Annotated in this window: 28 protein-coding genes; 9 read left to right on the plus strand and 19 right to left on the minus strand. The window is 67.6% G+C overall.

What is annotated here, in order from left to right; translation table 11 throughout:
- Nucleotides 1-4: 4 nt before the first annotated feature.
- The 4 genes from DDE13_RS03165 to modC all read left to right on the plus strand — a co-directional run bounded on the left by DDE13_RS03165 (nucleotide 5) and on the right by modC (nucleotide 2985).
- The gene (locus DDE13_RS03165; protein WP_111401370.1) at nucleotides 5-376 is read left to right on the plus strand and encodes a winged helix-turn-helix domain-containing protein; all 372 of its coding nucleotides are present in this window, start codon (nucleotides 5-7) and stop codon (nucleotides 374-376) included.
- Nucleotides 377-442: 66 nt separating this feature from the next.
- A complete protein-coding gene (modA, locus tag DDE13_RS03170) occupies nucleotides 443-1207 on the plus strand; it encodes a molybdate ABC transporter substrate-binding protein (protein ID WP_235868566.1) in 765 nt (254 codons plus the stop codon).
- Nucleotides 1204-1884, plus strand: a complete 681-nt coding sequence (gene modB / locus DDE13_RS03175) for a molybdate ABC transporter permease subunit (protein ID WP_111401372.1) — start codon at nucleotides 1204-1206, stop codon at nucleotides 1882-1884. The genes modA and modB overlap by 4 nt, the downstream gene beginning before the upstream one ends.
- Nucleotides 1885-1887: 3 nt before the next feature.
- A complete protein-coding gene (modC, locus tag DDE13_RS03180; RefSeq protein ID WP_111401374.1) occupies nucleotides 1888-2985 on the plus strand; it encodes a molybdenum ABC transporter ATP-binding protein in 1098 nt (365 codons plus the stop codon).
- 80 nt (nucleotides 2986-3065) lie between these two features.
- On the opposite strand, the gene DDE13_RS03185 is transcribed toward modC, so the two are convergent.
- The 12 genes from DDE13_RS03185 to DDE13_RS03240 form a co-directional block, all read right to left on the minus strand.
- Entirely contained in the window at nucleotides 3066-3500 is a 435-nt protein-coding gene (locus tag DDE13_RS03185; RefSeq protein ID WP_222626015.1) for a universal stress protein, read from the minus strand.
- 18 nt (nucleotides 3501-3518) lie between these two features.
- Nucleotides 3519-4568 carry a YeiH family protein gene (locus DDE13_RS03190; protein ID WP_111401376.1) on the minus strand — a complete coding sequence of 350 codons (1050 nt, stop codon included), beginning with the start codon at nucleotides 4566-4568 and terminating at the stop codon, nucleotides 3519-3521.
- Nucleotides 4558-5565, minus strand: a complete 1008-nt coding sequence (locus DDE13_RS03195; protein WP_111401378.1) for an Ldh family oxidoreductase — start codon at nucleotides 5563-5565, stop codon at nucleotides 4558-4560. Before DDE13_RS03195 ends, DDE13_RS03190 begins: the two co-directional genes overlap by 11 nt.
- A gap of 52 nt (nucleotides 5566-5617) precedes the next feature.
- Nucleotides 5618-6799 carry a UxaA family hydrolase gene (locus tag DDE13_RS03200; RefSeq protein WP_111401380.1) on the minus strand — a complete coding sequence of 394 codons (1182 nt, stop codon included), beginning with the start codon at nucleotides 6797-6799 and terminating at the stop codon, nucleotides 5618-5620.
- A 13-nt stretch (nucleotides 6800-6812) separates the two neighbouring features.
- Nucleotides 6813-7103 (minus strand): UxaA family hydrolase, encoded by a 291-nt coding sequence (locus DDE13_RS03205; protein WP_111401382.1) that lies wholly within the window; start codon nucleotides 7101-7103, stop codon nucleotides 6813-6815.
- Between the two features lie 18 nt (nucleotides 7104-7121).
- Nucleotides 7122-8105 (minus strand): zinc-dependent alcohol dehydrogenase, encoded by a 984-nt coding sequence (locus tag DDE13_RS03210; RefSeq protein WP_111401384.1) that lies wholly within the window; start codon nucleotides 8103-8105, stop codon nucleotides 7122-7124.
- The gene (locus DDE13_RS03215; RefSeq protein WP_111401386.1) at nucleotides 8102-8857 is read right to left on the minus strand and encodes an SDR family NAD(P)-dependent oxidoreductase; all 756 of its coding nucleotides are present in this window, start codon (nucleotides 8855-8857) and stop codon (nucleotides 8102-8104) included. The genes DDE13_RS03210 and DDE13_RS03215 overlap by 4 nt, the downstream gene beginning before the upstream one ends.
- A 3-nt stretch (nucleotides 8858-8860) precedes the next feature.
- Nucleotides 8861-10168 carry a histidinol dehydrogenase gene (gene hisD, locus DDE13_RS03220; RefSeq protein WP_111401388.1) on the minus strand — a complete coding sequence of 436 codons (1308 nt, stop codon included), beginning with the start codon at nucleotides 10166-10168 and terminating at the stop codon, nucleotides 8861-8863.
- A gap of 14 nt (nucleotides 10169-10182) precedes the next feature.
- Nucleotides 10183-11511 carry a TRAP transporter large permease gene (locus DDE13_RS03225; RefSeq protein ID WP_111401390.1) on the minus strand — a complete coding sequence of 443 codons (1329 nt, stop codon included), beginning with the start codon at nucleotides 11509-11511 and terminating at the stop codon, nucleotides 10183-10185.
- A gap of 10 nt (nucleotides 11512-11521) precedes the next feature.
- Nucleotides 11522-12037 carry a TRAP transporter small permease gene (locus tag DDE13_RS03230; RefSeq protein ID WP_111401392.1) on the minus strand — a complete coding sequence of 172 codons (516 nt, stop codon included), beginning with the start codon at nucleotides 12035-12037 and terminating at the stop codon, nucleotides 11522-11524.
- Nucleotides 12038-12161: 124 nt separating this feature from the next.
- Nucleotides 12162-13307 carry a TRAP transporter substrate-binding protein gene (locus DDE13_RS03235; protein WP_111401394.1) on the minus strand — a complete coding sequence of 382 codons (1146 nt, stop codon included), beginning with the start codon at nucleotides 13305-13307 and terminating at the stop codon, nucleotides 12162-12164.
- A gap of 33 nt (nucleotides 13308-13340) precedes the next feature.
- Nucleotides 13341-13520 carry a hypothetical protein gene (locus DDE13_RS03240; protein ID WP_111401396.1) on the minus strand — a complete coding sequence of 60 codons (180 nt, stop codon included), beginning with the start codon at nucleotides 13518-13520 and terminating at the stop codon, nucleotides 13341-13343.
- 133 nt (nucleotides 13521-13653) lie between these two features.
- Between DDE13_RS03240 and DDE13_RS03245 the strand changes: the two genes are divergently transcribed.
- Both DDE13_RS03245 and DDE13_RS03250 read left to right on the plus strand, forming a co-directional pair.
- Complete coding sequence (locus DDE13_RS03245; protein WP_111401398.1) at nucleotides 13654-14727, plus strand: LacI family DNA-binding transcriptional regulator; 1074 nt, start codon at nucleotides 13654-13656, stop codon at nucleotides 14725-14727.
- A gap of 104 nt (nucleotides 14728-14831) precedes the next feature.
- The gene (locus DDE13_RS03250) at nucleotides 14832-15485 is read left to right on the plus strand and encodes a helix-turn-helix domain-containing protein (RefSeq protein ID WP_111401400.1); all 654 of its coding nucleotides are present in this window, start codon (nucleotides 14832-14834) and stop codon (nucleotides 15483-15485) included.
- 106 nt (nucleotides 15486-15591) lie between these two features.
- Here DDE13_RS03250 and DDE13_RS03255 read toward each other — a convergent pair whose 3' ends face one another.
- Nucleotides 15592-16128: a DUF3833 domain-containing protein gene (locus DDE13_RS03255; RefSeq protein ID WP_111401402.1), complete on the minus strand. Its 537-nt coding sequence runs from the start codon at nucleotides 16126-16128 to the stop codon at nucleotides 15592-15594.
- A 306-nt stretch (nucleotides 16129-16434) separates the two neighbouring features.
- Here DDE13_RS03255 and DDE13_RS03265 point away from each other — a divergent pair, with 306 nt between their 5' ends.
- On the plus strand, nucleotides 16435-17517 hold the full coding sequence (locus DDE13_RS03265; protein WP_111401406.1) for an aldo/keto reductase: 1083 nt from the start codon (nucleotides 16435-16437) through the stop codon (nucleotides 17515-17517).
- A gap of 72 nt (nucleotides 17518-17589) precedes the next feature.
- Here the strand turns inward: DDE13_RS03265 and DDE13_RS03270 are convergent, their stop codons facing one another.
- Genes DDE13_RS03270 through DDE13_RS03295 form a run of 6 tightly spaced genes read right to left on the minus strand, consistent with a single transcriptional unit; the run spans nucleotide 17590 to nucleotide 23791 of the window.
- A complete protein-coding gene (locus tag DDE13_RS03270) occupies nucleotides 17590-18204 on the minus strand; it encodes a dihydroxyacetone kinase subunit L (RefSeq protein WP_111401408.1) in 615 nt (204 codons plus the stop codon).
- A complete protein-coding gene (locus DDE13_RS03275; protein ID WP_111401410.1) occupies nucleotides 18201-19202 on the minus strand; it encodes a dihydroxyacetone kinase subunit DhaK in 1002 nt (333 codons plus the stop codon). The genes DDE13_RS03270 and DDE13_RS03275 overlap by 4 nt, the downstream gene beginning before the upstream one ends.
- The gene (locus DDE13_RS03280; protein ID WP_111401412.1) at nucleotides 19199-20233 is read right to left on the minus strand and encodes an ABC transporter permease; all 1035 of its coding nucleotides are present in this window, start codon (nucleotides 20231-20233) and stop codon (nucleotides 19199-19201) included. Before DDE13_RS03280 ends, DDE13_RS03275 begins: the two co-directional genes overlap by 4 nt.
- 10 nt (nucleotides 20234-20243) lie before the next feature.
- Nucleotides 20244-21230, minus strand: coding sequence for an ABC transporter permease (locus DDE13_RS03285; protein WP_111401414.1), 987 nt, complete (start codon nucleotides 21228-21230; stop codon nucleotides 20244-20246).
- Nucleotides 21227-22750, minus strand: coding sequence for a sugar ABC transporter ATP-binding protein (locus tag DDE13_RS03290; protein WP_235868567.1), 1524 nt, complete (start codon nucleotides 22748-22750; stop codon nucleotides 21227-21229). The genes DDE13_RS03285 and DDE13_RS03290 overlap by 4 nt, the downstream gene beginning before the upstream one ends.
- Nucleotides 22751-22810: 60 nt before the next feature.
- Nucleotides 22811-23791 carry an autoinducer 2 ABC transporter substrate-binding protein gene (locus DDE13_RS03295; RefSeq protein ID WP_222626016.1) on the minus strand — a complete coding sequence of 327 codons (981 nt, stop codon included), beginning with the start codon at nucleotides 23789-23791 and terminating at the stop codon, nucleotides 22811-22813.
- Between the two features lie 284 nt (nucleotides 23792-24075).
- Here DDE13_RS03295 and DDE13_RS03300 point away from each other — a divergent pair, with 284 nt between their 5' ends.
- Together DDE13_RS03300 and DDE13_RS03305 are read left to right on the plus strand one after the other, a co-directional pair.
- Complete coding sequence (locus DDE13_RS03300) at nucleotides 24076-25032, plus strand: sugar-binding transcriptional regulator (RefSeq protein WP_111401418.1); 957 nt, start codon at nucleotides 24076-24078, stop codon at nucleotides 25030-25032.
- A gap of 20 nt (nucleotides 25033-25052) precedes the next feature.
- Nucleotides 25053-25901, plus strand: coding sequence for a sugar phosphate isomerase/epimerase family protein (locus tag DDE13_RS03305; protein ID WP_111401420.1), 849 nt, complete (start codon nucleotides 25053-25055; stop codon nucleotides 25899-25901).
- Nucleotides 25902-25985 lie beyond the last annotated feature (84 nt).

Here is a 25985-nt window from a genome sequence, read left to right on the forward strand (position 1 = left end):
CGCAATGGCACCCGATCCCGATGACCCACGGCTGCGTATCCGCATCGTCTTTGGCGATGGCGCTGTCATGGGGCCGGGCAAGGCCGACCTGCTGGAACGGATCGGGCGTTGCGGGTCCATCGCCGGGGCAGGGCGCGAGATGGGCATGAGCTACAAGCGCGCGTGGGAACTGGTGGGCACGCTGAACGCGATGTTCGCGGGGCCGCTGGTGGACAGCACGCGCGGCGGGACGGGCGGCGGCGGGGCCGCACTGACCGACCTTGGGCGCGCGGTGCTCGGGCAGTATCGCGCGTTGGAGGCGGAGGCCGCCGCGGGCGGGGCCGCGCGTCTGGCCGAGTTGCAGGCGGCGCGGCGGGATATTCCCGGTGGGAAATAACGGTTGACCGTGCCTGTGCCACCGGGCGATATTTTCGGTGAAACATATTGCCGTTGGACCCTGCCCGTGTCAGCGCCGTTCCGCCTGATCCTTGCCCTCATGCTGTGCCTTGCGGGTCCTGCCGCTGCGCGGGCCGACACCGCGCTTGTGGCGGTCGCGGCCAATTTCGCCGAAACGGCGGACGCGCTGCTGCCCGCGTTCCGGGACGCGACGGGGCACGATCTGGAGATCACGACCGGGTCCACGGGCAAGCTTTACGCCCAGATCAAAGCGGGTGCGCCGTTTGACGTGCTGCTGTCGGCGGATGCGGCGACGCCCGCGCGGCTTCTGGACGAAGGGCGCGCGGTGGCGGGTAGCGGCTTCACCTATGCAGTGGGGCGGCTGACGCTGTGGAGCGCAGATCCCGCGCGGATCGGCGGTGACGGGCGCGCGGCGCTGGCGGACCCCGGCCTGCGCTTCGTCGCCATCGCCAACCCGGACCTAGCGCCCTACGGCATCGCGGCACGGGAAGCGCTGCAATCGCTGGGCCTGTGGGAGGCGCTGCAACCGAAGATCGTGATGGGCCAGAATATCGGCCAGACCCATGCCATGGTTGCCACTGGCGCGGCGGAGATCGGGTTCGTGGCATTGTCGGCGGTGCTGAGCCCGCGCGCAGAGACCAAGGGCAGCCATTGGGACGTGCCGCAGGCGATGTATGCGCCGATCCGGCAGGATGCGGTGCTGCTGACTGCGGGCGCGGATAATGCGGCGGCGCGCGCGTTCCTCGATTTCCTGCGCGGGCAGGAGGCGGCGGCGGTGATCGACCGCTTCGGCTACGGAGCGGCGGAATGATGGCGCTGCCCGATCTTGGCCCCCTGTGGCTGACGGCGCAACTGGCGGGGGTGACGACGCTGGTGCTGCTGGTCGTCGGTACGCCCGTCGCGTGGTGGCTGGCGCAGACACGGTCGCGGCTGAAACCGGCGGTGGAGGCGGTGACGGCCCTGCCGCTCGTGCTTCCGCCGACGGTGCTGGGGTTCTACCTTCTGGTGTTTCTCAACCCCTCGGCGCCGCTGGGCGGGCTGTGGCTGTCGGCCACGGGATCGACGCTGACATTTTCCTTTACGGGGCTGGTCGTGGCGTCGGCGATCTATTCGCTGCCTTTCATGGTGCAGCCCCTGCAAGCCGCGTTCGAGGTCGTGGGACGCGCGCCGCTGGAGGCCGCGGCGTCCCTGCGCGCGGGGCCGTGGGACGCGTTCTTCACGGTGGCGACGCCCATGGCGCTGCGCGGCTACCTGACGGCGGTGGTGCTGACCTTCGCCCATACGGTCGGCGAGTTCGGCGTGGTGCTGATGGTGGGGGGCAACATTCCGGGCCGCACCAAGGTCGTGTCGATCCAGATCTACGAGGCGGTGGAGACCATCGACTATGCCACCGCGCACGGTCTGGCGGCGATCCTGCTGGTGTTTTCCTTCGTGGTGCTGCTGGGGGTCTACACGGTCAACCGCCGCTTCCCGGTCCATGTGGGGTAAGCCATGGGCGATCTGACGCTCGACGTGGCGCTGCGGTTCCCGGCCTTTTCGCTGGCGGTGGCGCAGGTCTTTCCCGGCAAGGGGATCGCCGCGCTGTTCGGCCCGTCCGGCTGCGGCAAGTCCACGCTTCTGCGGATCATCGCTGGGCTGGAGCGCGGGGCCGCGGGCCGGGTGACGCACGGCGACATGGTCTGGCAGGGTCCGGGGGTGTTCGTGCCGCCGCACCGGCGCGGCGTGGGGTATGTGTTCCAGGATGCGCGTCTCTTTCCGCATCTGACCGCGTTGGACAACCTGCGCTATGCCGACCGGCGGGCACGCGGGGTTCAGGCGGGATACGGGTTCGATGACGTGGTCGACATGCTGGACCTCGCACCCCTGTTCGACCGGCGCGCGGGGCAGTTGTCGGGCGGGGAACGGCAGCGGGTGGCCATTGGGCGGACCCTGCTGGCGCGGCCCCGGTGGCTGTTGATGGACGAACCGCTCGCGGCGCTCGACACAAGGCGCAAGGGCGAGATCCTGCCCTATATCGCGCGGCTGCCCGCCGCCTTCGGCGTGCCGGTGATCTATGTCACCCATGCGCTGGAAGAGGTGACGCAGGTCTGCGACCGTATCGTGGCGCTGGCCGGGGGCCGGGTCGTCGCCACCGGCGGCGTGGCCGAAGTGCTGGAGCGGCTCGATCTGGCCGACGTGCAGGGCCGGTTCGAGGCGGGGACCGTGCTGGAGGGGCGCATCGGGGCGCAGGACGCGGGCCTGCACCTGACGCGCGTGGACCTGCGCGGGGGCGGGGCGATCGAGGTGCCGCAGATCGGGCTGGCGACCGGGCAGGCGGTGCGGCTGCGGGTGCGGGCGCGGGACGTGTCGCTGGCGCTGGCGCGGCCTTCGGGGCTGAGCATCCGCAACATGCTGGACGCGACGGTGCTGCGGATCGACCCGGAACAGGCCTCGGCCTTTGCCGAGGTGCTGCTCGATCTGGGCGGGCAGCACCTGCGCGCGCGGGTGACGCGGGCGGCGGTGGCCGATCTGGCGCTTGTGCCGGGTCAGCCCGTGGTGGCGCTGGTCAAGGCGGTGTCCTTCGACCGGCAGGCGCTGCCGCGCGGGTGACGGCGCGGCGTCTACTGGATCGCGTGGGGCGCGCGTCGGGTCTGGATGCGTCCCGGCCCGCATCCGGCACGTGACGTGGATCAGCGCAGGATGTGGACCGAACACGGGGCCCGCCGGGCCACGCGTGCCGCGGTGGAGCCGAGGAAGTATTCCACCGCTGCCGGGTGATGCGCCGCCACGAGGATCAGGTCCGCCCCGATGTCGCGCGCGACCTGCACGATCTGCATGCCGGGCTTTCCGCTTGCGATCCGGCAGTCCACGTCCGCGGCGCCCTGCGCCACCGCCTCGAGTTTCGCCAGCACCTTCTGCGACAGGTGGTTTTCCGTCTTCACCGTGACGAATTCGGCGGCGAAGGCGGGTATCTGTTCCAGCACGGTCAGCAGGGTGATCCGCCCGCCGGGGGCAAGCATCCGCCGCGCGAAGGCGAGCTTGCGCGCCGCGGCGCCGTCGTGATCGAGCGCGACGGGGATCAGGATGTGGCGGGGAAGGTCGGGATCGTCGGCCATGTCCGTCATGGGGCGTGTCCTTTGCGCTCAGGGGGCGATGGGTAGCAGAGTCAGCGCAAGCGCCACGACCACCGCGAGAAACACGGTCTGGGTCACGATCATCGCCGCGGCGGACCGGCCGACCTTCAGGATCTCGGCCGGCTTTGTCTTCAGCCCCACGGCGGCGATGGCCGTCAGCAGCAGCCAGCCCGCGCCGTCCTGGGCGAAGGTCAGCACGAAGCGGGGCAGATCGACGGCGGAATTCAGCGTGGCCAGCGCCACGAAGCCGATCACGAAACCGGGGATCAGCGGCGGGCGGCTGCCATCGGCGGCGGCCGTGTCGTCGCGGCTGCGCAGGATCAGCGCGGTGATGACCACCACGGGCGCCAGCATCGCCACGCGCAGCAGTTTGACCAGCGTGGCGGTTTCGCCCGCCTGTTCCGAGATCGAAAAGCCCGCGCCCACGACCTGCGCCACGTCATGCACCGTCGCGCCGATGTAGATGCCCGCGGTGACGTCGTCGAAGGCCAGCCAGCCGCTGAACATCGGGTAAAGGATCATCGCCACGGTGGACAGGACGGTGACGCCGACGACCGTGAACACCAGCCGGTCCTCGGATTTCTCGTCCTTGGGCAGCACGGCGGCGATGGCCATGGCGGCGGATGCGCCGCAGATCGCCACGGCCCCCGCCGACAGCACGGCGAAGCGGTAGCGGAAGCCGAAGAGATGGGACACCGACAGGCCGAAGCCGATGGTGAGCGGCACCATTAGCACCACCAGCGCCACGATGGGCCAGCCGAGGGCCGCGACCATGTCGAAGCTGATGCGCAGGCCCAGAAGTGCCACGCCCGCCCGCAGCACCGTGCGCGCGCCGAAGGCGATGCCGGGCGCGCTGCGCGGGTCTTCGGACAAGAAGTTCATGGCGATGCCGAACAGCAGCGCCAGCAGCATCGCGGGTGCGCCGTAATGTTCCGACACGAATTGGCTGGCCATTGCGATCACCACGGCCAGCAGCAGCCCCGGCACGATCTTGCGCAGACGCGTCTGCCAGCCGGCCATCATGCCCGCGTCCGTGGTTCCGGTCGTGTCATCGGCCATCCGCGATCTCCCTTGCCTGCGTCACGTAGGCTGCGGGAACGTCCAACCCCGCCGCGCGGGCGCGGTCCAGTGCGGCCAAGCGCCGCGTGCCGGGCAGGCGCGCGCCCTCCATGCCCTCGATCTGGCCGAGCAGGCTTTCGAGCCGGGCGGCGAAGCCGCTGGCCGGATCGGGGCAGATGGCGATCAGCGTCTGGCCCACGCGCGGCGGCGGCCCGTCGGCGGAGAAGAAGGAGCTGGCCTCATGGCTCATGGCGGCGCCCGTGAACACGGCGGCGAGGATTTCCACCATCAGCGCGAGCGATGTGCCCTTGGCCCCGCCGATGGGCACCATCGTGCCCGCAAGCGCTGCGTGGGGATCGGTGGTGGGGTTGCCGTCCGTGTCGAGCGCCCAGTCGTCGGGGATGGTCTTGCCGGACTTCGCGGCGTTCATCACCTTGCCGCGCGCGACCTTGGACAGCGACAGGTCGATGACCAGCGGGTCCGTGCCGTCGCGCGGGGCGGAGAACGCGATGGGGTTGGTGCCGAATAGCGGTGCGGCCGCGCCCCATGGGGCGATGGCCTTGGGTGCATTGGCGACCATCATCCCGATCAGCCCGGCGCGCGCGATGCGGTCCACCTGCACCGACAGGGCCCCGCAATGGTGCGAGTTGGTGATCGCCATGATGGCGATGCCCTGCGCCTGCGCCACGGGCAGGCCATGGTCGAGTGCGGCATCGAGCGCCGGGTAAGCGAAGCCGCAATCGGCGTCCACCAGCAGCGACGCGGCCCCGCGTTCCGTCACCCGGATATTCGCTGTGCGGTTCACCTTGCCCGACCGGACCTGTGCGACGTAGTCGGCCACGCGCGAAAACCCGTGGCCCGCCTGGCCTTCGGCTTCGGCCGCCACGAGGGCCTGCGCGACCGACGTGGCGACGGGTGGGGGAAGGTCTGCGGCCAGAAAGGCCGCTGTCAGCAGGTCCTGCGCTTCGGTCAGGCTGAGGCTGACGGTATCGGACATCGTGTTTCCTTCGTTGCGGGACGGTCCGCCATCGAACCGCCCCGGTCCTGTCTTACGCGCTGCGATAGAGCTTCGTCATCGAGAATTCGCGATGTCCCAGCGCCTCGGCCGCGGTGTTGCGGCCATTGGCCGTGCGGCGGATCATGTCGATCAGCTCGTCCCCGGCCTCGTCGATGGTCATGTCGCGGCGCAGGATGCCCGACACGTCCACATCCACATGCTCGGCCATGGTGCGCACGGTCCGCGGGTTGGCGGTGATCTTGATGACCGGCACGATGGGGTTGCCGACCACGTTGCCCTGCCCGGTGGGGAATGTGTGGATGACATACCCGCCCGCGGCCATGAGCGTCACGCATTCCGCCGCCGCCGAGGACGAGTCCATGAAATAGAGCCCGTTGCCCTTTTGCGGCGCCTCGGCGGGTTCGAGGATGTCGATGAACTTGCACTCGCGCCCGATCTTTTCGAGGTTCCCGAGCGCCTTTTCCTCGATCGTGGTCAGCCCGCCTTCGATATTGCCCTTGGTGGGCTGGCTGTCGGACAGATCGTCGGTCTGGTGGGCGAAGATCACGTCGTCCTGATACGCCTTCCACATCCTGTACCAGCGTTCGGCGACGTCATCGTTGATCGCGCGGGTCTTGCAGATATGTTCGGCCCCGGTAATTTCCGAGGTCTCGCCGAAGACGCCATAGATGCCTTCGGGGATCAGCTTGTCATACATGTTGCCGACCGTGGGGCAGGAGCCGAGACCGGTCGTGGTGTCGGACTCGCCGCACTTGGTGGACACCCACAGGTCCGAGATCGAACATTCCTCGCGCTGCAATTCGGTCGCCCAGTGAACGTATTCCTTGGCGGCCCAGCTTGCGGCGCGGATCGTTTCGAAATCGCCCTTCTGCTCGATGGAGAACTCGGCCACCGGCTTGCCCGTGGCGCGGATGCCGTCGGCGATCTTCTTGGTCCAGCCGGGTTCGATGCCGATGACGACCACGGCAGCGACGTTCGGGTTCGACCCGGTGCCGATCATGGTGCGGAAGTGCAGGTCGAGGTCTTCGCCGAATTGCAGACGGCCATAGGCATGGGGAATGGCCAGCGTGCCCTTGACGTTGTTCGCCACCGCCTCGCAGGCGGCGTTGGAGATGTCGTCCACCGGCAGGATGACGACATGGTTGCGCACGCCCACGCGCCCGTTTTCGCGGCGGAAGCCCTGGAACGTGATGTTGGAGTATTTCGATGCCATCTTGATGGGTTCCTTACCAGCGCTTTGTCTTGCAGTTGTGGGTGTGGACGTGGCCGCCCTTGGGCACATCGGCGGTGATCTTGCCGATATCCTCGCCATACTTGATGGCGGTGTCGCCCGCCTTCAGGTCGGTCAGCGCGATCTTGTGGCCGATGGGCACGTCGGCGCCCGCGGTCAGACGGAAGGTCGAATTGTCATGGGTGATGCAGCACAGCATGTCGGTGCCGGCGGTCAGCCCCTCGACCACCACCACGCCGACATTGTCGGCCTTTTCGTGCACCAGAAGATGCGGAGCGTTGGACATTGGTCTTCCTCTTGTTTGTCAGGGTTTCAGGATGAGTTTGGGGACGGCGATCACGCCCGCGCGCATGTCTGCGAACGCGGCGGCGCCGTCCGCAAGGGGGCGCGTGTCGAACCAGTCAAGGGCCCCGAGCCGCCCGGCGAACATGGCTGCGGCGGCGTCGCGGAAATCCTGCGCGGTATAGGTATAGGTGCCGACGAAGGCGATTTCCTGCAAGGTGAGCCGCCGGATATCGAGGCCCCCGGACCCGCCGCCGAGCCCCACATGCAGGATCACCCCACCGGGCCGTGCGCGGGCGCAGGCAGTCGTGCGGGTGGCGTCATAGCCCACCGCGTCGATCACGAGGTCGAATGACGCATCCCCCAGCGCGTCCGGGGCGATGACCCGGTATCCGGCGCTCTCGCCGAGGTAGTCGCGGCGCAGGGCGTTCGGTTCCATCAGCGTGACATCTGTGACGCCCTGCGCGATCAGGCTAAGTGCCGCGGCGACCCCGATGGCCCCGCCGCCGATCACGAGTCCCGCGCGGCGCCGCGTGTCGGCCAGCATGTCCAGCCCCAGCCGCACGGCATGCCAGCTGACCGCGATGGGTTCGGCAAGCGCTGCGGCCTCCAGCGCGAAGCCTTCGGGCACGGGGACGAGGTTGCGTTCCGGCATGGCGACGTATTGCGCAAAGGCGCCTTCGCGCGGCGGCATGGAAATGATCTGGCGCGTGGCGCACAGGTTGTCGCGCCCGGACAGGCACGCCGGGCAGGTGCCGCAGGTCACCAGCGGGTTGATCGTGACGCGTTCGCCGTCACGCGGTCCGCCGATGATGGTGCCCGCGCCTTCGTGCCCGAGGATCAGCGGCGCGGGGCGGCGGTCGTCATGGCCGAGGAAGGCATGCATGTCGGACCCGCAGATCCCGACGCTGTCGATGCGGATCAGCTGTTCGCCCGGTGCGGGGGCCGGGTCGGGCATGTCGCGGTAATCGAGCGCCGCGGGCGCGGTGTAGACAAGCGCCTTCATGTCGCGGTGAACCCCCCGTCGACCATCAGGATCTGCCCTGTGACATAAGCCGACAGGTCTGAACAGAGGAACAGCAGCGGCCCATCGAGATCCGCCGGCTCCCCGTTGCGTCCGATGCAGGTCTGGGCGGCATTGCGCGCGGCGCGGTTGGGGTCGGCGAACACGGCTTCGGTCAGTTCCGTGCGGAAGAACCCCGGCCCGATAGCGTTCGCGTTGATGCCGTCGCGGGACCATGCCTGTGCCATCGCGCGGGTCATCTGCGCCACGCCGCCCTTGGACGCGCCGTAGGCCAGTCCGCCGGGAAAGGCCCGGTAGCTTTGCAGCGAGGCGAAATTCACGATCCGCCCCCAGCCGCGCGCCCGCATCGCAGGCACCAGCGCCTGGCTGAGGAAGAACGGCACCGACAGGTTGAGGGTGAGGGTGGTGTCCCAGCCTTCGGGCGTGATCTCGTCCGCCGGTTCGCGGGTGTTGACGCCCGCAGCATGCACGACGATGTCGGGCGCCCCAAACGGTTTCGCCGCGGCGGCGGCGCAGTCGGACAGCCGGTCGCGGTCGGTCAGATCGAAGGGCAGGGGGGCAATGGCCCCGTCCGCCCCGGCCGCCAGATCGTCCAGCGCCGCGGCCCGCCGCGCGATGGCCACGACCTGCGCACCGGCTGCCGCCAGCAGCTCGGCCGACCGGCGCCCGAGGCCGGAACTGGCCCCGGTGACGCAGGCCACGTGGCCTGACAGATCGATGCCGTGGGTGGCCATGGATCAGGCCTCGGCGCTCAGGTCGAAGTTTTCGCCGGGGAAGTACTTGGCCAGCCGCACATCTGCGGCGCGGGCGTGGCCCTCCATCCCCTCCAGCCGGGAAATGCGCGCGGTGGCGATGGCGACGGGCTTGGACCCTTCGCGCGTGGCCCGCTGCCATGTCACGATCTTCATGTACTTGTGCACGCTGAGGCCCCCGGTGTAGTTCGCCGCGCCCGAGGTCGGCAGGACGTGGTTGGTGCCCGCGGCCTTGTCGCCATAGCTGACGGTCGTTTCCTCGCCCAGGAACAGCGAGCCGTAGCAGGTGAGGCGGCTCAGCCACCAGTCGAGATCGGCGGCCTGCACGGTCAGGTGTTCGGGCGCGTAGTCGTCCGAGGTGGCGGCCATTTCCTCCCGGTCGGCGCAGACGATCACCTCGGCATAGTCGCGCCAGGCGGCGGTGGCGTTCTCGCGGTTCAGGTCGGGCAGGTCGGCGATGTAGTCGGGCACCAGTTCCATCACCCGTTCGGCCAGCGCGCGGTCGTCCGTCACCAGCCAGACGGGGGAGTTGTAGCCGTGCTCGGCCTGGCTCACGAGATCGGTGGCCACGATATGCGCGTCCGCCGTGCCGTCCGCCAGCACGAGACTGTCGGTCGGCCCCGCGATCATGTCGATGCCGACGCGCCCGAACAGCATCCGCTTGGCCTCGGCCACGAACTGGTTGCCGGGACCGACGAGGATCTTCGCTTTGGGCAGTCCGAACAGGCCGAAGGTCATCGCGGCGACGCCCTGAACCCCGCCCATCGCCATGATCGTGTCGGCCCCGCTGACATGGGCGGCATAGACGATGGCCGGGTGGATGCCCACGCCCGGACGCGGCGGCGAGCAGGCGGTGATGTGCTTGCAGCCCGCCACCTTGGCGGTCGTCACGGTCATGATCGCGCTGGCGATGTGGCTGTAGCGCCCGCCGGGCACGTAGCAGCCCGCCGCGTCCACCGGTACGGCCTTCTGGCCCGCGATCAGGCCCGGCACGACCTCCAGCTCGAAATCCTGCACCGTGTCGCGCTGCGCCTGGGCGAAACGCTGCACGTTGTTCTGGGCGAAGCGGATGTCGTCCTTCAGCTTTTGCGGGACCAGCGCGCAAGCGGCCTCGATGGCGTCCGGCGTCAGGATGATGTCGCCGTCGTACTTGTCGAACTTCGCCGCGTATTCCAGCGCCTTGGCATCGCCGCCCGCTTCGATGTCGTCGAGAATGCCCCGCACGATGTCCCGCGTCTGCGATGCATCCGATTTCGAGGTCAGCGTGGCTTTCTTGAGGTATTCGCGCGCCATGGGTAGCCCTGTCGTTATCTGAAGATTTCGGGAAGGAGGCTGGTCGAGATCGCCGGAACAAAGGCGATCAGCAATGTCACGATCAGCATGAAGATCACGAAGGGCACCGCCCAGACGGCGATCTTCAGAATGGATTCACCCGTGATGCCGGAGACCACGAAGAGGTTCAGGCCCAGCGGCGGCGTGATGAAACCAACGCCGAGTGCCGTGATCATCATCACGCAGAACTGGATTTCGTTCATGCCGATATCGTCCGCGAGCGGCTTCAGGATCGGCGCGAGGATCACGATGTTCGGCGTCGTCTCCATCACGCAACCCGCCGCGATCAGAATGCCGACCATCATCAGGATCAGCACCCACGGCTCGTCGCTGATGCCGGTCGCCACGGCGACGAAGCCCTGCGGCACGCCGATGATCGCCAGTGCCTCGGCCAGCGGGACCGAAAAGGCGATGATCGGCAGGATCACCCCGTTCACCTTGGCCGAACTGACGAACATAGCCGGGAAATCCGACAGTTTCAGCGTGCCGAGGATGAAACCCATGATGATCGTGACCACGACGGCGGTGGCCCCGGCCTCGGTCGGGGTAAGCCGGCCCGAGAAGATGCCGTAGAAGATCACGCCGGGCACGATGAACGCGTACCAGCCGGATTTCAGCGATTTCCAGAGCCGGGCGAAATACTCGCCCATGGCGATGTTGCCGCCGCCTTCCCAGCCATAGAGCCGGTTCATGATGATGTTGGTGGCGAGGATCGACACGAGGATCGCGAGACCGGGGATCACGGCGGCAAGGAACAGCGTGGATGCCGAAATGCCCAGCACGAGACCGATGATGATATAAGCGATGGAGGGCGGGATCAGGATGCCGGTACAGGCCCCCGCCGCGACCAGCGCGCAGGCATAGGGGCGCGGGTAGCCGGATTCCACCAGCCGGTCGATGGTCATGCGCCCCACAGCCGCCGCCCCCGCCGCGTCGGAGCCCGAGATCGCGGCGAACATCCCGCAGACAAGCACCGTGGCCGACCCGAAGCCGCCCTTGGCGAACTTGGTCAGCGCCTCGGCCACGTCGAGAAATTTTCGCGACAGCCCCGTTCGCACCAGCGCGTCGCCGGTGAGGATGAAGAGCGGCACCGCGGTCAGCGCGAAGGCGTCGATCCCGCTGAAGAGCCGTTCGCCCACGAGGCTGAGCGGCAGGGCACCCGACCAGACCAGCATCAGGATCGAGGACGCCCCGATCGCCGCCCAGACAGGCACCGCGAGTGCTATCAGCACCACGAACATGATGACCGGGCCGTAGAAGTCCCATCCAAGGATGACTTCCTGTTCGACTTGGTTCCAGAGCATGACGATCCCCTCAGTCGAACAGCTTGTCGCCTTCGTAAACGGGTCGGCCGTTCCGAAGGTCGTTGATGTCACGCAGGAATGACTGGACGAGCCGGAACACCACCAGCGCGAAGCCGATGGGCACGGCGGACAGGAACCAGACCTGGCTGACCCGCAACCCGTGGGTCACCGAACCGAACTTGGCCGAGACCATCACCGTTTCGAAAGACCAATAAAGCGCGATGACCGCCACGACGAACATCACGAGATCGCCGAAGATGTAGAGAGCCGCCTTCACGCGCGGTCCGACGTAGTTCATGATCACGTCGATGCGGATATGGCCCCGTTCGCGCACGGCCGCGGCGGCCCCGATCCAGGCAAGATAGATGAAGGCGTAGCGCACGATTTCCTCGCCCCAGATGGAGGAGTAGGAAAAGATCTCGCGCCGCAGCACCTCGATGAACATCGTGGCGACCAGCATCGTGTAGAACACGAGCAGCGCCCATCGTTCCGCGTTCCGGTTCAAGTGGTGCAACAGGTTTCGCATGCACGTCTCCCGCCGGCTGCCGCTGGATGCGCCGCCGCCATGTTGGTGATACCGATTGGCTGTTGGGTCGGGGCAGCCCGAAGGACCGCCCCGCGCCGTCGATCAGGCCCTGTTCAGGCCCCGATCACGCGTCGTGGACGTAAAAGCGGCCTCGTGTTCCGGCGGCTTCTTCAAGCCGGGCGAAGGTTTCCATCGACCCGGCCAGCTCGACCTTGAATTCGTCCCATTCGGACCGCTGGTAGCCGCCCGTGTCCTTCCATTCGGCCAGCTGGTCGTCGGTCAGCGTGTGGAACTGCACGCCCGCCTTCACCAGTTCCGCCATCGCGTAGGTGCGTGCAGAGGCGACCTTGGCGAGGTTCTGGTGCTGGGTCATCTCGCCGGCGAACTCGATGCCTTCCTGCACGTCGGCGGGCAGACCGTTGAACCATTCGAGATTCATCGAATAGACCTGACTGTCCGGCACCGCCTGGGTGAAGGTGACATGGCTCAGGATATCCGCGAAGCCGAAGACGTAGAGCGCGCCGACGGACGGGTCGAGCGCGTCGGCCACGCCCTGCTTGATCGCCGAGGGGGTTTCGCCCCAGGCCACCGGCGTCGGGTTCGCGCCGACCATGCGATAATACTGCTGCAGCATCGCCGAGCCCGGCACCCGGAACTTGACGCCGCGCATGTCGGCCGGCGTGATGACCGCGTCACCGCCCTGGCGCACGGCCACGACCCGCGGGTCGATGTTGACGTAGAACAGCGCCTTGAAGCCCGCGGCCTCGATCTTCGGGTGCACCTCGGATTTCCAGGCGTCGGAGGTCACGAGATTGGTGAAGCGCTGGTTCGACCCGCAGAAATACGGCAGGTTGATGAGGTCGGCGGCGCTGGCGAAGGGCGCGAAATTGGCCAGCGAGTGCTGCGCGCACTGGATCGTGCCGCCCTGCACCGCCTGCACGAGCGCACCGCCCGCGCCAAGCTGCCCGCCCGGCGCCAGCTTGACATAGACCTTGCCGTTCGTCGCGTTCTGGATGTTTTCCTTCAGGTCGAGCTGCATGATCGGGTAGCTGCGCGTCGCGCCCAGGACATAGGCCGTGGCGATGGTCATCGTGTGTTCGGCGGCTTCTTCCCGCTCGCGCTCTTCCCGCGCGCTTTGGGCTGCGGCCTCGGACGACCACAGTGTGCCCGCGGCGCCCGCGACAAGTGCCGCGGTGAAGCTGCCGCTGCCGGCCAGCTTGAGAAAGTTGCGGCGCTCGGCCGATTTCAGATCCCTGGTGTCTTTCGTCACGGTCGTTATCCTCCCTGATTTGGACCGGTCTGCTTAGTCGTCTTTGTTTTCGGCTGCCTCGCGCATGAGAATGGCGGCGACGAAGGCCACGGAGGCGCCCAGCAGAAGCAGCATCTCGCCGACATCGCCGACGGGGGCCTGCGGGGTGAACGCGCCGAGCACGACATTGGCGACGAATGCCAGCATGAACAGGCCGGATATTATGAGTGCCATGTATCCCCCCACGCGTCGGACCTTTAGTCTCTGACTCACGTGTAAACGCTTGCACGAAGTCATGCAAGCGCTTTCATGGCGCTTCCGCCCGTGCGTCCCCGCTGCTACAGTGCATCATGACAGGGGCCATGACATGAACGACGCCACCGGAAACCTGCCTGCGGACATGTCGCGGACGCGGGCGCCGACGCTTGCCGATGTCGCACGCATCGCGGGCGTGTCCACCGCCACCGTGTCGCGCTGTCTCAACGATCCGGCACGCGTGGTCGGTCCGACGCGGGACCGCGTGATGGCCGCGGTCGAGGCGCTGGGATACGCACCGAATTTCAGCGCCCGTGCGTTGGCCGTGCGCAGCACCAGCACCCTGGGCGTCGTGATCCCGACCATGGACAACGCCATCTTCGCCCGTGGCGTGCAGGCGTTCCAGGAAGAACTGGGCCGCAACGGCAAGACGCTGCTGATCGCGTCGTCGGGATACCGCGAGGATCTGGAAGCGGCGCAGATCCGAACGCTGGTCGCGCGCGGGGCGGATGCGCTCTTGCTGATCGGTCTGCACCGGGGCCCGGAGATCCACGAGTTCCTGCGCCGCCGCGGGGTGCCGACGGTGGCGGCATGGTGTTATGCGCCCGATGCGCCGCTGCCCTGCATCGGGTTCGACAACGTCGCCGCAATGGCCGAACTGGCGCGGCGCGTGCTGCACAATGGGCACCGGCGGATCGGCATGATCTCGGCCCCGACGGCGGCCAACGACCGGGCACGCGGCAGGGTTGCCGGGGTGCGTCTGGCCATGAAAGAGGCCGGTCTGCCCGACGACACGCTGACCCTTGTCGAGACCGAGTACGGGCTGGATACCGGCCGTGCCGCCTTGCACGACATCCTTGCCCGCGCGCCGCAGACGACCGCCGTGCTGTGCGGCAACGACGTGCTGGCCGTGGGTGCGCTGCGCGGCGCGCGGGAGGCCGGATTGCGGGTGCCCGACGACATCTCGATCACCGGGTTCGACGACATCGACATTGCGACCCTGGCGGAGCCGGGCCTGACCACGGTGCATGTCCCGCACCGAGAAATGGGTCGCCGCGCCGCGCAGGCGCTGGTGGCGGCAATCGAAAGCGGCACGCCGCCGGCCAGCGTGCGGCTTGCCACCGATATCCGCGAACGCGGCAGTCTTGGCGCGGCGGCCGCTGTCGCGGGTTCCCCGCGCGGCTGAACCCGTGTACATGCGGCGGGTGTGCAAATGCCCTTTCAGCCCGGCGCGTCACGGTGCAGAAAGACAGGGACCGCGAACGCCGTACCGCATGCCGAGGACCCACCATGGACAACGACCGCCCCAAGGCCGCGCCCCCCGAAGGGCTGAGCCAGGATCCACACGCGGTCCGCGACGCGCGGGAGCGGAACCTGGAGGTTGCCATCGGTCGGCAGGTGCGCGCGCTGCGAACCCGGCGGCGCATGACCGGGGCCGACCTGGCCGGTCTGGCCGGTCTGTCCGTCGGCATGCTGTCGAAGATAGAGAACGGCGCGATCTCACCCTCTCTCGGTACGATCTCGACGCTGGCCAACGCCTTGCAGGTACCGCTGGTGCAACTGTTCGACGGCTACGCCGAAACGCGCGGCTGCATGCATGTGAAATCCGGCGCGGGTGTCGAAATCGCGCGGGCGGGCACGCGGGCGGGGCACCAGTATCACCTGCTCGGCCATATCGGGTCGAACAATTCCGGCGTGGTGGTGGAACCCTATCTGATCGTGCTCGACAGCGAGAGCGACCGGTTTCCGACCTTCCAGCACGAGGGAATCGAGATGCTCTACATGCTCGACGGCGTGATGGGCTATCGCCACGGCGAGCAGCTTTTCACGATGGAGCCGGGCGACACGCTTCTGTTCGACGCCGATGCGCCCCATGGCCCCGAGGTGCTGCGGAAATTCCCGATCCGCTACCTGTCCGTGATCACCTATCCGCAGGCGCGTTGATGGCGTCGCGCCAGCCTGAACGCCATTCAGGCCGGCGACCAGACCCCAAGCATCAGCGCCAATTCCGCCGCCAGGACCAGCCCCAGCACGGTCAGAGCAACGGCTCTCACGGTGCGGCCTTCTCGAACCAGATGATGACCTCGCCCAGCGGGATGCCAGCGCGGGTCATGTATGCGCGGTTCAGCAGCGTCCGGTCCGACATCAGCCACATCCAGTCGTCGAAGGTGGCCCGCAGCGTGTCGTCGTCCTCGGGGCCCACGGGCAGGTCGATGGTATAGCGCCAGTTGAAGGTATCGCCGGACTCCCGTCCAGTGGCGGTGCCCCGCACGCCGGGTGCCGTCCCCTCCCACGTGTCGGGTCCGGTCTTGACCAGTGTCCAGACGCGGCGTTCCGTGCTGCCGTCCTCGTAGACGAAATCCTCGGTCAGGGTGAGCGTCTCGCCGTCCCATGTGCTGGCGATGTCCACGTCGAAGCGGCGGCGCACGGTGCCGAAGATGTCCTGGAACTGGCCCGAGGCGGTTACGGGACCGTCGAAGAACTCCTCAAGGTTCAGGCGCCGGTCGCTCAGGGCGGGATCGTCCAGCGCAGGTCGGCCCACGCACCCTGCAAGGAGGATGATGGCTGCGAGCATCGCGAATTTCATGTCCCTGTCCCCCCGCTGCGGCCTGTGGCGCAGTTGCCTGTCCGCGCGACGAGTTAGGGCGATGGCGCCGCGCGGACAGCGCGTCGGCATTTTCGCCGATGTGCGTCGCGTCGTCGAAAAGGGGCTGGCCTTTCCCGTGCGCGCCTGCTGGAATCGGGACGGGGGAGATTGCCGGAAGGACGGTTCGGTGAACCACACCGGACCGGACAGGGGCACGGCGACGGTCGCCGTCGCGCTGCCCCCGAAGCCGTCCCCGCCCGGACCGGGCGATGGGAAAGCATGCTGATAGAGGGACAGGAAAGACAGATGGAATACCGCACGCTGGGCCGCTCGGGCCTCAAGGTGTCCGCGATCACGATGGGCACGTTCACCTTCGGGGGGGAGGGCCCCTTCGCCATGCTCGGATCGCATGGGGTGGCGGAGGCCCGCCGCCTCGTGGATCTGTGCATCGATCACGGGGTGAACCTGTTCGACACGGCCAACATGTACTCGACCGGCCTGTCCGAAGAGATCCTGGGCGAGGTGCTGGAGGGACGCTACGACGACATCCTCGTGACTTCCAAGGCGCGGATGCGGATCGGGGAAGGGCCGAACGACGAAGGCGTGTCGCGCTGGCACCTGATCCGCGAATGCGAACGGAGCCTGCGCAAGCTGCGCACCGACCATATCGACATCTACTACATCCATGAATGGGACGGGCTGACCCCGGTCGAGGAAAAGATGGCTGCGCTGGAAACGCTGATCCAGCAGGGCAAGATCCGCTACGCGGGCTGTTCCAACTATTCCGGCTGGCAGGTGTCGAAATCCCTGATGGCGGCGGATGCGCGCGGCACGTCCCGGTTCGTCACCCAGCAGATCCATTACACGCTGGAGGCGCGGGAGGCGGAGTATGAACTGCTGCCGCTGTCTGTCGATCAGGGCCTTGGCGTGCTGGTGTGGTCGCCGCTCGCCGCGGGCCTGCTGACCGGCAAGCACCGGCGCGGGCAGGCGGTGCCCGAAGGATCGCGGCAAGCTGCCGGCTGGGTGGAGCCGCCGATCCGAGACACCGAACGGCTGTGGCGGATCGTCGATGCGCTGGTGGAGATCGGGGACGCGCACGGAGTGGAGGCCGCGCAAGTGGCGCTGGCGTGGCTGCTGACGCGGCCCGCGGTGTCGTCGCTGGTGGTCGGCGGGCGGACCGAGGATCAGTTCCGCGCGAATTTCCGGGCCGTGGACCTGAAGCTGAACGACGACGAGTTGCAGCGGCTGAACGATGTCAGCCGGCTGCCGCTGCTCTATCCCTACTGGCACCAGCACAATTTCGCGCGGACCCGGTTCAGCGAGGCCGACCAGGCGCTGCACGCGGATTATCCCGATCGGATGTATGTCGGTGAGGACCCGCTGGTCTGAGACATCGAACGGGGCGCCTGTTCGGCGCCCCGTGCCTCCGGCGGTGATATTTGCCGACAGAAGAAGGGGTGCTCAGGCGTCGCGGGCGGCAAGCGCGCGGACGATGCGGGCCATGGCGAGCATGCCGGGATCGTCCATGCCCACGGATTTGTCGCCAAAGATGCGCGCGCGGCCCACGGTGGCACGTTTGTCGCGGAACGTTTCGAGTACCGTTTCGGCCGCCGTCGCGGCAGCATCGGCCAGTGCAGAGGCGTCGGTCTTGCCCGCAGTTGCGGTGGCGACGGCGTCGAGGCTGTCGAGCACGGTCTTGCCGCCCAGATCGGCCTTGCCGCGCGCCTGCATCTGGTCGCGTGCCTTGGCGACCAAGTCCGGGATACGCGCGGGATCGAGCGTCGTCTCTCCCTTCAACTCCTTGGCGATGGCCATGAGCCCCGTCGCCATGAGGGTGCCATAGGATGACCCGGACGCCTTGGTAAACGCCTGCGCACACGCCAGCAGGGCGCGGCCCAGGTCCTCGGGCAGGTCGTCGGCCTGTGCCATGATCGCGCGCATCCCGCGGGTCAGGGTCACGCCCAGATCGCCGTCGCCAAGCGCGCCATCGGCGGCGTTGAGTTCCTCGAAATCCCTTTCCATCGCGGCGGCGACACGCGCCAAGCCGATGCGCAGCGCTGCGATATCGATCGTCATCCGACCCTCCAGAACGCGCAATCGCACGGGGCCTTCAGGAGAGACTCCAACTCGTCGTCCAGCTTGATCAGCGTGAAGGACACGCCCGCCATTTCCATGGACGTCGCATACCGCCCGACGAGCGGCATGACGATGGTGGCGCCTTCGCCCTCAAGCCGTGCCTTCACGACGTTGTAGAGGATATACAGCTCCTCCGGCGGGGTCGCGCCGAGGCTGTTCACGAGGATCGACACGCGGTCGCCCTGACCCAACGGCATGTCGGCCAGCAGCCTGTCGATCATCTCGCCCGCGATCTGATCGGCGGTGCGCAGCTTGCCGCGCCAGACACCGGGTTCGCCGTGGATGCCCATGCCCATCTCGATCTCGTCGTCGGCGATGTCGAAGGTGGGCTTGCCCGCCTGCGGCACGGTGCAGGACGACAGGGCCACGCCGATGGACCGGCAGGCATCGGCGGCCTTCTGCGCGACGGCGGTCACGGCGTCGAGGTCGCGGCCTTCTTCGGCAGCCGCACCCGCGATCTTGAAGGCATAGACCATGCCCGCGACGCCCCGGCGCTTCTCGGCCTCCGCGGGCGGGGCAGAGGCCACGTCGTCGGTCAGCAGCACGGTTGTGCAGGCGATGTCGTCGAATTCCACGAGGTCCCCGGCCATGTCGAAATTCATCACGTCGCCGCCGTAATTGCCGTAGAGCCGCAGCACGCCCGCGCCCTGATCGGCGGCGCGGATCGCATCGGCCATCTGTTCTGCCGACGGCGAGGCGAACACGTCGCCGATGGCGCAGGCATCCAGCAGCCCGGTGCCAACATAACCCGTGAAGACGGGCAGGTGCCCCGACCCGCCGCCGGTGACGATGCCGACCTTGCCCGCCTTGCCCGGCGTGGCGCGGGCCACGACCTTGCCGCTTTCGCCGTGCAGCCGGTAGTATTCGGGATGCGCCGCGATCAGTCCCGACAGCATTTCATCGACATATGCTTCGGGGGCGTTGAGGATTTTCTTCATGCTTTCTCTCCCTGTGTTCCGGTCCGGGGCGGCGCGCGCCGCAGCCGCAGCCCCGCCCAGTTCGTCACGTTGATGACCATCACAAACAAAAGCAGCAGCCCCCAGATCAGTTCGCGCGCGAAATTCGACACTTGCAGCATGTTCAGCCCCGAGGACAGGAACTGCATGGACAGCACCGCCAGCACGACCCCGACGACGCGGCCATACCCGCCATAGGGGTTCACGCCGCCCAGAACCGCGATCAGCACCGCGAGCAGCAGGTAGCTGGAGCCGTAGTCGGCCTTGGCCGAATTCGCCCGGCTCATGACGATCAGCCCCGCCACCGACGAGAACATGCCTGCGATCACGTAGACCCGCAGAAGGATGCGGTCGATGTCGACGGCGGCGAAGAGCGCGGCCATGGGGTTCGCGCCATACATGGTCACCCGCAGTCCGAAGCCGGTCCGCGTGAGCAGGATGTGCAGCCCCAGTGCGAGCAGGGCGAAGATCACCAGCGGCACGGGTACGAAGGCGATGCGGCTGTTGCCGATGACCGCGACGATTTCCGGGAAACCCATGATCGCCGACCCGCCGGTCATCGCCACCGCAAGCCCGGTATAGACCAGGCCTGATCCCAGCGTGGCAAGGATCGGCGGCAGGCCTAAACGCGACACGAGGATGCCGTTGAACAGACCGGCCGCGGCCCCGACCGCGAGCGATGCGACAACGGCGAAACCCAGCCACAGCCCCGCCTGCGCCCCGGCGACCTCAGGCCCGGCGAGCGATGCGAGGATCGTGGCCGCGACCACCGCCGACAGGTTGGACACGCCCACCACCGACAGGTCGATACCGCCGGTCATCATGGTGATCGTCATGGCCAGCGCGAGGATCGCGAATTCCGGGAACTGGAACGCCATCGACGTCAGGTTCTGCGGCGACAGGAACCGCTCGGGCGACAGTCCCGCCATCAGCGCGAAGATTGCCACGGCGATGATCGCCAGCCGAAATTCCGGCGTCTCGATCAGCCGCGTTTCGGTTCGGGATCCGCTCATGGCCCTGCCCTTATCCTGCGCGCGCCGCGGCGCGTTTCGCCTGCCACGCGGGCAGGCCGGTGCCCAGCAGGATCAGCGCGCCGATGGTGACCGATTGCCATGTGGACGGGATGCCCACCACGACCAGGCTGTTCTGCACCAGTACGATCAGCGCGACCCCCAGAAGCGTGCCGGTGATGGTGCCATATCCGCCGACCAGCCGCGCCCCGCCCAGCACGACGGCGGCAATGACCGACAGTTCCAGCCCCACGAGACTGAACGGATCGGCCATCCGCCCCATGGACCCGTGCAGGATGCCCGCCAACCCCGCCAGCGCGCCGACATAGACATAGACGAAGAACTGCGTGCGCCGCACGTCGATACCGATCCGCCGCGCGCTTTCGACCGACCCGCCGAGCGCGAAGATCGACCGCCCCAGCATCGTCTTGTGCAGGATGAAGGCGGTGAGCGCGATCACCCCCGCCAGTGCCGCCAGTGACCAGGGCAGGTTGTAGAAATCGCCCCCCGGCGTGGTGCCCCGCGCGATCACCATCCGCGAGAATTCCCGCATGTCCGGGGGCAGGGCGGAAATCCGGTCCGATCCCACGAAGGTCAGCAGGAACCCGCGGAACACGGACAGCGTCCCCAGCGTCACGATCAGCGTGGGCAGGCCGAAACCCGCGATGAATACGCCGTTGATCGCGCCCAGTCCCGCGCCGATCAGGATCGACAGCGCGAAGATCATCGGCCATGGCATGCCGGGCCAGAAGATCAGCGCGGCCTTGGTGGTGATGTACATGGCCGACACGGCCACGGCGGTGAAGCTGACATCGATGCCGCCTGAGATCAGCACCAGCATCGCCCCGATGGCGAGGATGCCCAGCACTATGGAGGCGCGCAGCAGGTCGCTCAGGGTCGTGACGCTCAGGAAGTTCGGGTCGGACAGCGCCGCCACGATGCAGAACAGCACGATCACCGCGGCGACGAGCGTTTCGTTGCGAGCCAGAAGTGCGGTCATGAGGCGAGCCTGTGGGAAAGTTCGTCCTCGGTCACGGTGCCGGCCTCGATCTCGTCCACCATGCGGCCGTCCTTCATCACGAGAATGCGGTGACAGGTGGCGATCAGTTCGGGCAGGTCATCGGAGATCACGATCACCCCCAGCCCGCGTGTGCCGAGATCGCGGATGATGTCGTGGATCTCGGATTTCGAACCCACGTCCACCCCGACGCTCGGTCCGTTGAGGATCAGCACCTGCGGCGCACGCGCAAGCCACCGTGCCAGCACGACCCGCTGCTGGTTGCCCCCCGACAGGGACTGCACGGGGGCCGCGATGGAGGACGCCTTGACCTTGAGCTTCGTGAGCCAGTCCTGCGCTTCGTTTTCCAATCCGCGACGGTCGACGAACCCGCGGCGCTCATGCACATCAAGTCGCCCGATGGCGACGTTGCGCAGGATCGACTGCGCGAGAAACAGCCCTTCGGTCAACCGGTCCTCGGGGACATAGCCGATCCGTGCCTCGGCCGCGCCGATCGGGTCGCCCAGCGGCACGGTGCGCCCGTCCACCGTGATGGTTCCCGCATCAGGCCGCACCAGTCCGAACAGTGCCTTGGCGAGCGACGTGCGGCCGCTGCCGAGAAGCCCGGTGATGCCCAGCACTTCACCCCGGCGCAACGCGAAACTGACATCGGTGAAGGCGCCGTCCTTGTGCAACCGGTCCACCGCCATCAACGTTTCGCCGTCGCCGCGATAGGGGCCCGGTGCCGCCTCGGGCACGTCGCGCCCGGTCATGTGCCGCGTCAGGGACGCTGCGTCGAACCTGTCCGCCGGACCCTCGGCCACCTTGCGGCCATTGCGCAGCACGACGACCTTCTCGCTGACCTCCAGCACTTCGGCCAGTTTGTGGCTGACGAAGACCACGGCGACGCCGTCGTCCTTCAGCAGGCGGATGATGCCCAGAAGCCGTCGGACCTCGCGCTCCGTCAGGGCGGTCGTGGGCTCGTCCATTATGATGAGCCTTGCGTCACAGGCCAGCGCGCGGCAGATCGCGACCAGTTGCTTGTGCGCCACGGGCAGGGATTCGAGCCGGGCGTTCAGCGGGATGTCCACGCCGATCCGGTCCAGAACCGCCCGCGCCGTCGCCCGCGCCGCGCGCCGGTCGAAGAACCGCCGATGGGCCGTCAGGTCGCGGGCGAGCGCGATGTTCTCGGCGACCGTCAGGTTCGGGAAAAGGGAAAAGTCCTGGAAGATCACCATCACCCCCGCGGCGGCAGCGCGGCGTGGATCGAGCCCGGTCATCATCTGCCCGCCGATCCGGATCTCGCCCTCCGTGGGCCGTTCGACCCCGGACAGGATCTTGATCAGCGTGGACTTGCCCGACCCGTTCTCGCCGGCAAGACACACGGCCTCGCCCGGTGTCACGCGGAAATCCACGTCTTCGAGCGCGGTCACGCCGCCGTAACGCTTGGTGACACCCGTCATGTCGACGAGAGGGCCGGGGGCGCCGGGGTCGGACACATCCATCGGATCAGGTCTTTTCATGGGGTTTCATGGCAAGCCGGCGGGGCGGCACAGTGGCAGCCCCGCTGGCCGTCGCAAGGATCAGAACGGATAATCGGCCATGTTGTCGGCGGTCACGTTCACCCAAGCCTGCCCATAGATCACCTTGCCGTCGAGCGTGACGTTCTCATAGCCCGGCAGGCCGAGATCCATGCCGTCGGTGATTTCCTCGCCATCCATGACCATCTGTGCGAGCTTGTTCATGGCGTAGCCCGCGACGGACGGATCCCAGAACCCGATGCCGTCCACGGCGCCGGTTTCCATGTACTGGCCGGCAATCGACGGCAGCGAGGTGCCGAAGACGCAGGTCGCGTCCTCCATCCCGCGTTCCTCGATCGCCAGCCCGATGCCCGCCACGTCGGTCGATGCCGACCCTTGCATCCCCTTCACGTTCGGGAAGGCGCGCAGCACCTCCTGCGCGCGCTCATAGGCGTTCTGGGCGTCGTCGAAGGTTTCGTTCTTGTCGCCCACCATGGTCATGTTGGGGTAATTGGCTTCCTGATAGGCGATGGCGCCGTCCACCCACTGGTTGTGGGTCTGGCTGGTCAGCGAGCCGACGAAGACGGCATATTCGCCCTCGCCGCCCATACAGGTGGCCAGTTGCTCCATCAGGTTCGCGCCGAAATCCTCGTTCACGAAGGCCTCGATGTCGTACATCGTATTCTGCTGTGCCGCGGCCTCGTGGGTGATGACGGTGATCCCCGCCTCCATCGCGCGGCCCAGCACGGGTTCCAGCGCCTCGGGCGACATCGGCACCACGGCAAGCGCATCGACGCCCTGCGCGATCATGTCCTCGATCAGCGCGGCCTGCTGTTGCGGATCGGCCTGCGCCGGACCCACCTGGAACGCATTCGCGCCGGTATCGGCGGCATACTGGTTCACGCCCTCTTCCATGCGGTTGAACCACTGGATGCCGGCGATCTTCACCACCGTCGCGATCGACGGGGCGTCCTGCGCCACGGCGGACCCCGCCGCTACGCTGGCCGCAGCGGCCATGGCCAGAAGCGAAACGGACTGTTTCATCTTCATCATCTTCCTCCCTTGCCCCGGTTGTCCGGGGACGTTCAGGCCGACGCCCATCGCGCCGCGCCGAGCAACCGGCGCGCGGCTGCCCATGGGGCCGCATGGCGCGCCACTGACTTGGTCAGGCACGTTCCGGCAGCGGCCGGTGTGCTCTTTCGTTGAAGGGGCAGCACGAGCAACACTTGTGCAAGCCCTGCACCTATGTGAGCCTGACCATATTCAGCGGGGAGAGTCGGTCAAGGGATTTCTGCCGATCCCGGACCGGTAGGGAGACATGAAGCCACATGTCCACCGGACGACGGCATGATGACGAGATCGCGCAGGCGGCGTGGCTGTATTACGTTGGCAATCTCAGCCAGCAGCAGGTGAGCGACCGACTGGGGATCTCGCGGTTCAAGGTGAACCGGATGCTCACGGATGCCCGTGAGCAGGGCATGGTGCGCGTGTCGGTCGAACATCGCACCTCGGCCACGCTGGCTCTGGCGGACAGGCTGGCCGATACCTTCGGGTTGGGCGAGGTGCAGGTGGCCCCTGTGCCCGCACCCACCGACGACGGGGAGTACGAACGCACCGCCGTCGGTATCCTCGCCGCGAACTACCTTGCGCGGGTGGCGTCTGCCGACCAGCGGCTGGTGATCGGCGTTGGCTGGGGGCGCACCCTGTCCGCGATGGCCGACAACCTGTCGGGCGTGTCGAACCGCAACCTGACATTCGTGTCGCTGATGGGGTCCGTGACCCATGCCACCCGCACCGCGCCCGGCGTGGTCTGCGTGCGGCTGGCGGCCCAGACAGGCGGCCGGGCGATGCTGCTGCCCGCGCCCTTCATCGCCGACACGGAAGCGGCCTGCGCCGCGATCCTCGACCAGCGGCTGGTGCGCGAAACCCTCAACGTCGCGCGCCATGCCAGCCATGCGCTGATGAGCGTGGGCGAATGCCGCGACGGCGCGATCCTGTTCGAAAGCGGCATCTTCAGCCCCGAACAGATGGCCGAACTACGCCGCAACAACGTGGTCGGCGATTGCTGCGGGGTGTTCTTCACCGCCGATGGCGCCGTGGCGGACACGCCCCTCAACCGCTGCACGCCGTGCGTGAAGCCCGCCGAGATGGGCGCGATGGACGTGCTGGTGACCGCGGCGGGCATCACCAAGGCCGCGGCCACGCTGGCGGTGCTGCGCGCGGGCTTCGTCAATCGCCTGATGATCGACGAGGCGCTGGCGCGGGCGCTGCTGGACCGGATCTGAAACACGAAGAGGAGGACAGGATGGAAGGTTTCGGCGTGCATACGAGCATGTGGACCATGAGCTGGGACAGGGACGGCTGCGAGCGCGCGGTGGCGCAGGCCGTGTTGCACGGCATGGATTTCCTTGAAATCGCGCTTCTCCGCCCCGACGCGGTGGACACCACGCACAGCCGCAAGGTGCTGGAGGCGGCGGGGATGCGCGCGGTCTGTTCGCTCGGCCTGCCGGAAGCGGTCTGGGCCTCGCGCAACCCCGACGGCGCCGTGGATTTCCTGCGCGTCGCGCTCGATGCCGCGGCCGCCATCGGGGCGGAGGCGCTGAGCGGCGTGATCTATGGCGGCATCGGCGAACGCAGCGGGCAGCCGCCCACGACCGGCGAACTGGACAATGTCGCCCGCGCACTGACCGCCGCCGCGGCCCATGCGAAATCTCTGGGTCTGTCGCTGGGGATCGAACCGGTGAACCGTTACGAGTCGCATCTGCTGAACACGGGCTGGCAGGCGGTGGCGATGGTCGAACGGATCGGGGCCGACAACTTGTTCGTACATCTCGACACCTACCACATGAATATCGAGGAAAAGGGTATCGCCCAGGGGATCCTCGATGCGCGCGAGCACCTGCGCTACATCCACCTGTCGGAATCCGATCGCGGCACGCCCGGTGCCGGGACCGTGCCCTGGGACGAGGTCTTCGCCACGCTGAAAGCCGTTGGCTTCCGGGGCGGGCTGGCCATGGAAAGCTTCATCGACATGCCGCCCGAGATCGCCCACGGCCTGTCCGTGTGGCGTCCGGTCGCGTCCGGCGCGGACGAGGTGATGGGCAACGGGCTGCCTTTCCTGCGCAACAAGTCCCGTCAGTACGGTCTGATCTGAACGGCGGGCATCGGAACGCTATGTCTCGGCAGGCTTGACAAAAGTCACGATTGCCTGTCGCCTGTCGAGACTGCCATCCGGAGG

The organism is Meridianimarinicoccus zhengii (assembly GCF_003254465.1).
Taxonomy (GTDB): Bacteria; Pseudomonadota; Alphaproteobacteria; order Rhodobacterales; family Rhodobacteraceae; genus Meridianimarinicoccus; species Meridianimarinicoccus zhengii.

What these genes read in the sequence shown, in the direction of transcription:
- DDE13_RS03165 (WP_111401370.1), top strand. Translation starts at nt 5, where the DNA reads ATGGCACCCGATCCCGATGACCCACGGCTGCGTATCCGCATCGTCTTT.
- modB (WP_111401372.1), top strand. Translation starts at nt 1,204, where the DNA reads ATGATGGCGCTGCCCGATCTTGGCCCCCTGTGGCTGACGGCGCAACTG.
- modC (WP_111401374.1), top strand. Translation starts at nt 1,888, where the DNA reads ATGGGCGATCTGACGCTCGACGTGGCGCTGCGGTTCCCGGCCTTTTCG.
- DDE13_RS03185 (WP_222626015.1), bottom strand. Translation starts at nt 3,500, where the DNA reads ATGACGGACATGGCCGACGATCCCGACCTTCCCCGCCACATCCTGATC.
- DDE13_RS03190 (WP_111401376.1), bottom strand. Translation starts at nt 4,568, where the DNA reads ATGGCCGATGACACGACCGGAACCACGGACGCGGGCATGATGGCCGGC.
- DDE13_RS03195 (WP_111401378.1), bottom strand. Translation starts at nt 5,565, where the DNA reads ATGTCCGATACCGTCAGCCTCAGCCTGACCGAAGCGCAGGACCTGCTG.
- DDE13_RS03200 (WP_111401380.1), bottom strand. Translation starts at nt 6,799, where the DNA reads ATGGCATCGAAATACTCCAACATCACGTTCCAGGGCTTCCGCCGCGAA.
- DDE13_RS03205 (WP_111401382.1), bottom strand. Translation starts at nt 7,103, where the DNA reads ATGTCCAACGCTCCGCATCTTCTGGTGCACGAAAAGGCCGACAATGTC.
- DDE13_RS03210 (WP_111401384.1), bottom strand. Translation starts at nt 8,105, where the DNA reads ATGAAGGCGCTTGTCTACACCGCGCCCGCGGCGCTCGATTACCGCGAC.
- DDE13_RS03215 (WP_111401386.1), bottom strand. Translation starts at nt 8,857, where the DNA reads ATGGCCACCCACGGCATCGATCTGTCAGGCCACGTGGCCTGCGTCACC.
- hisD (WP_111401388.1), bottom strand. Translation starts at nt 10,168, where the DNA reads ATGGCGCGCGAATACCTCAAGAAAGCCACGCTGACCTCGAAATCGGAT.
- DDE13_RS03225 (WP_111401390.1), bottom strand. Translation starts at nt 11,511, where the DNA reads ATGCTCTGGAACCAAGTCGAACAGGAAGTCATCCTTGGATGGGACTTC.
- DDE13_RS03230 (WP_111401392.1), bottom strand. Translation starts at nt 12,037, where the DNA reads ATGCGAAACCTGTTGCACCACTTGAACCGGAACGCGGAACGATGGGCG.
- DDE13_RS03240 (WP_111401396.1), bottom strand. Translation starts at nt 13,520, where the DNA reads ATGGCACTCATAATATCCGGCCTGTTCATGCTGGCATTCGTCGCCAAT.
- DDE13_RS03245 (WP_111401398.1), top strand. Translation starts at nt 13,654, where the DNA reads ATGAACGACGCCACCGGAAACCTGCCTGCGGACATGTCGCGGACGCGG.
- DDE13_RS03250 (WP_111401400.1), top strand. Translation starts at nt 14,832, where the DNA reads ATGGACAACGACCGCCCCAAGGCCGCGCCCCCCGAAGGGCTGAGCCAG.
- DDE13_RS03255 (WP_111401402.1), bottom strand. Translation starts at nt 16,128, where the DNA reads ATGAAATTCGCGATGCTCGCAGCCATCATCCTCCTTGCAGGGTGCGTG.
- DDE13_RS03265 (WP_111401406.1), top strand. Translation starts at nt 16,435, where the DNA reads ATGGAATACCGCACGCTGGGCCGCTCGGGCCTCAAGGTGTCCGCGATC.
- DDE13_RS03270 (WP_111401408.1), bottom strand. Translation starts at nt 18,204, where the DNA reads ATGACGATCGATATCGCAGCGCTGCGCATCGGCTTGGCGCGTGTCGCC.
- DDE13_RS03275 (WP_111401410.1), bottom strand. Translation starts at nt 19,202, where the DNA reads ATGAAGAAAATCCTCAACGCCCCCGAAGCATATGTCGATGAAATGCTG.
- DDE13_RS03280 (WP_111401412.1), bottom strand. Translation starts at nt 20,233, where the DNA reads ATGAGCGGATCCCGAACCGAAACGCGGCTGATCGAGACGCCGGAATTT.
- DDE13_RS03285 (WP_111401414.1), bottom strand. Translation starts at nt 21,230, where the DNA reads ATGACCGCACTTCTGGCTCGCAACGAAACGCTCGTCGCCGCGGTGATC.
- DDE13_RS03290 (WP_235868567.1), bottom strand. Translation starts at nt 22,750, where the DNA reads ATGAAAAGACCTGATCCGATGGATGTGTCCGACCCCGGCGCCCCCGGC.
- DDE13_RS03295 (WP_222626016.1), bottom strand. Translation starts at nt 23,791, where the DNA reads ATGAAACAGTCCGTTTCGCTTCTGGCCATGGCCGCTGCGGCCAGCGTA.
- DDE13_RS03300 (WP_111401418.1), top strand. Translation starts at nt 24,076, where the DNA reads ATGTCCACCGGACGACGGCATGATGACGAGATCGCGCAGGCGGCGTGG.
- DDE13_RS03305 (WP_111401420.1), top strand. Translation starts at nt 25,053, where the DNA reads ATGGAAGGTTTCGGCGTGCATACGAGCATGTGGACCATGAGCTGGGAC.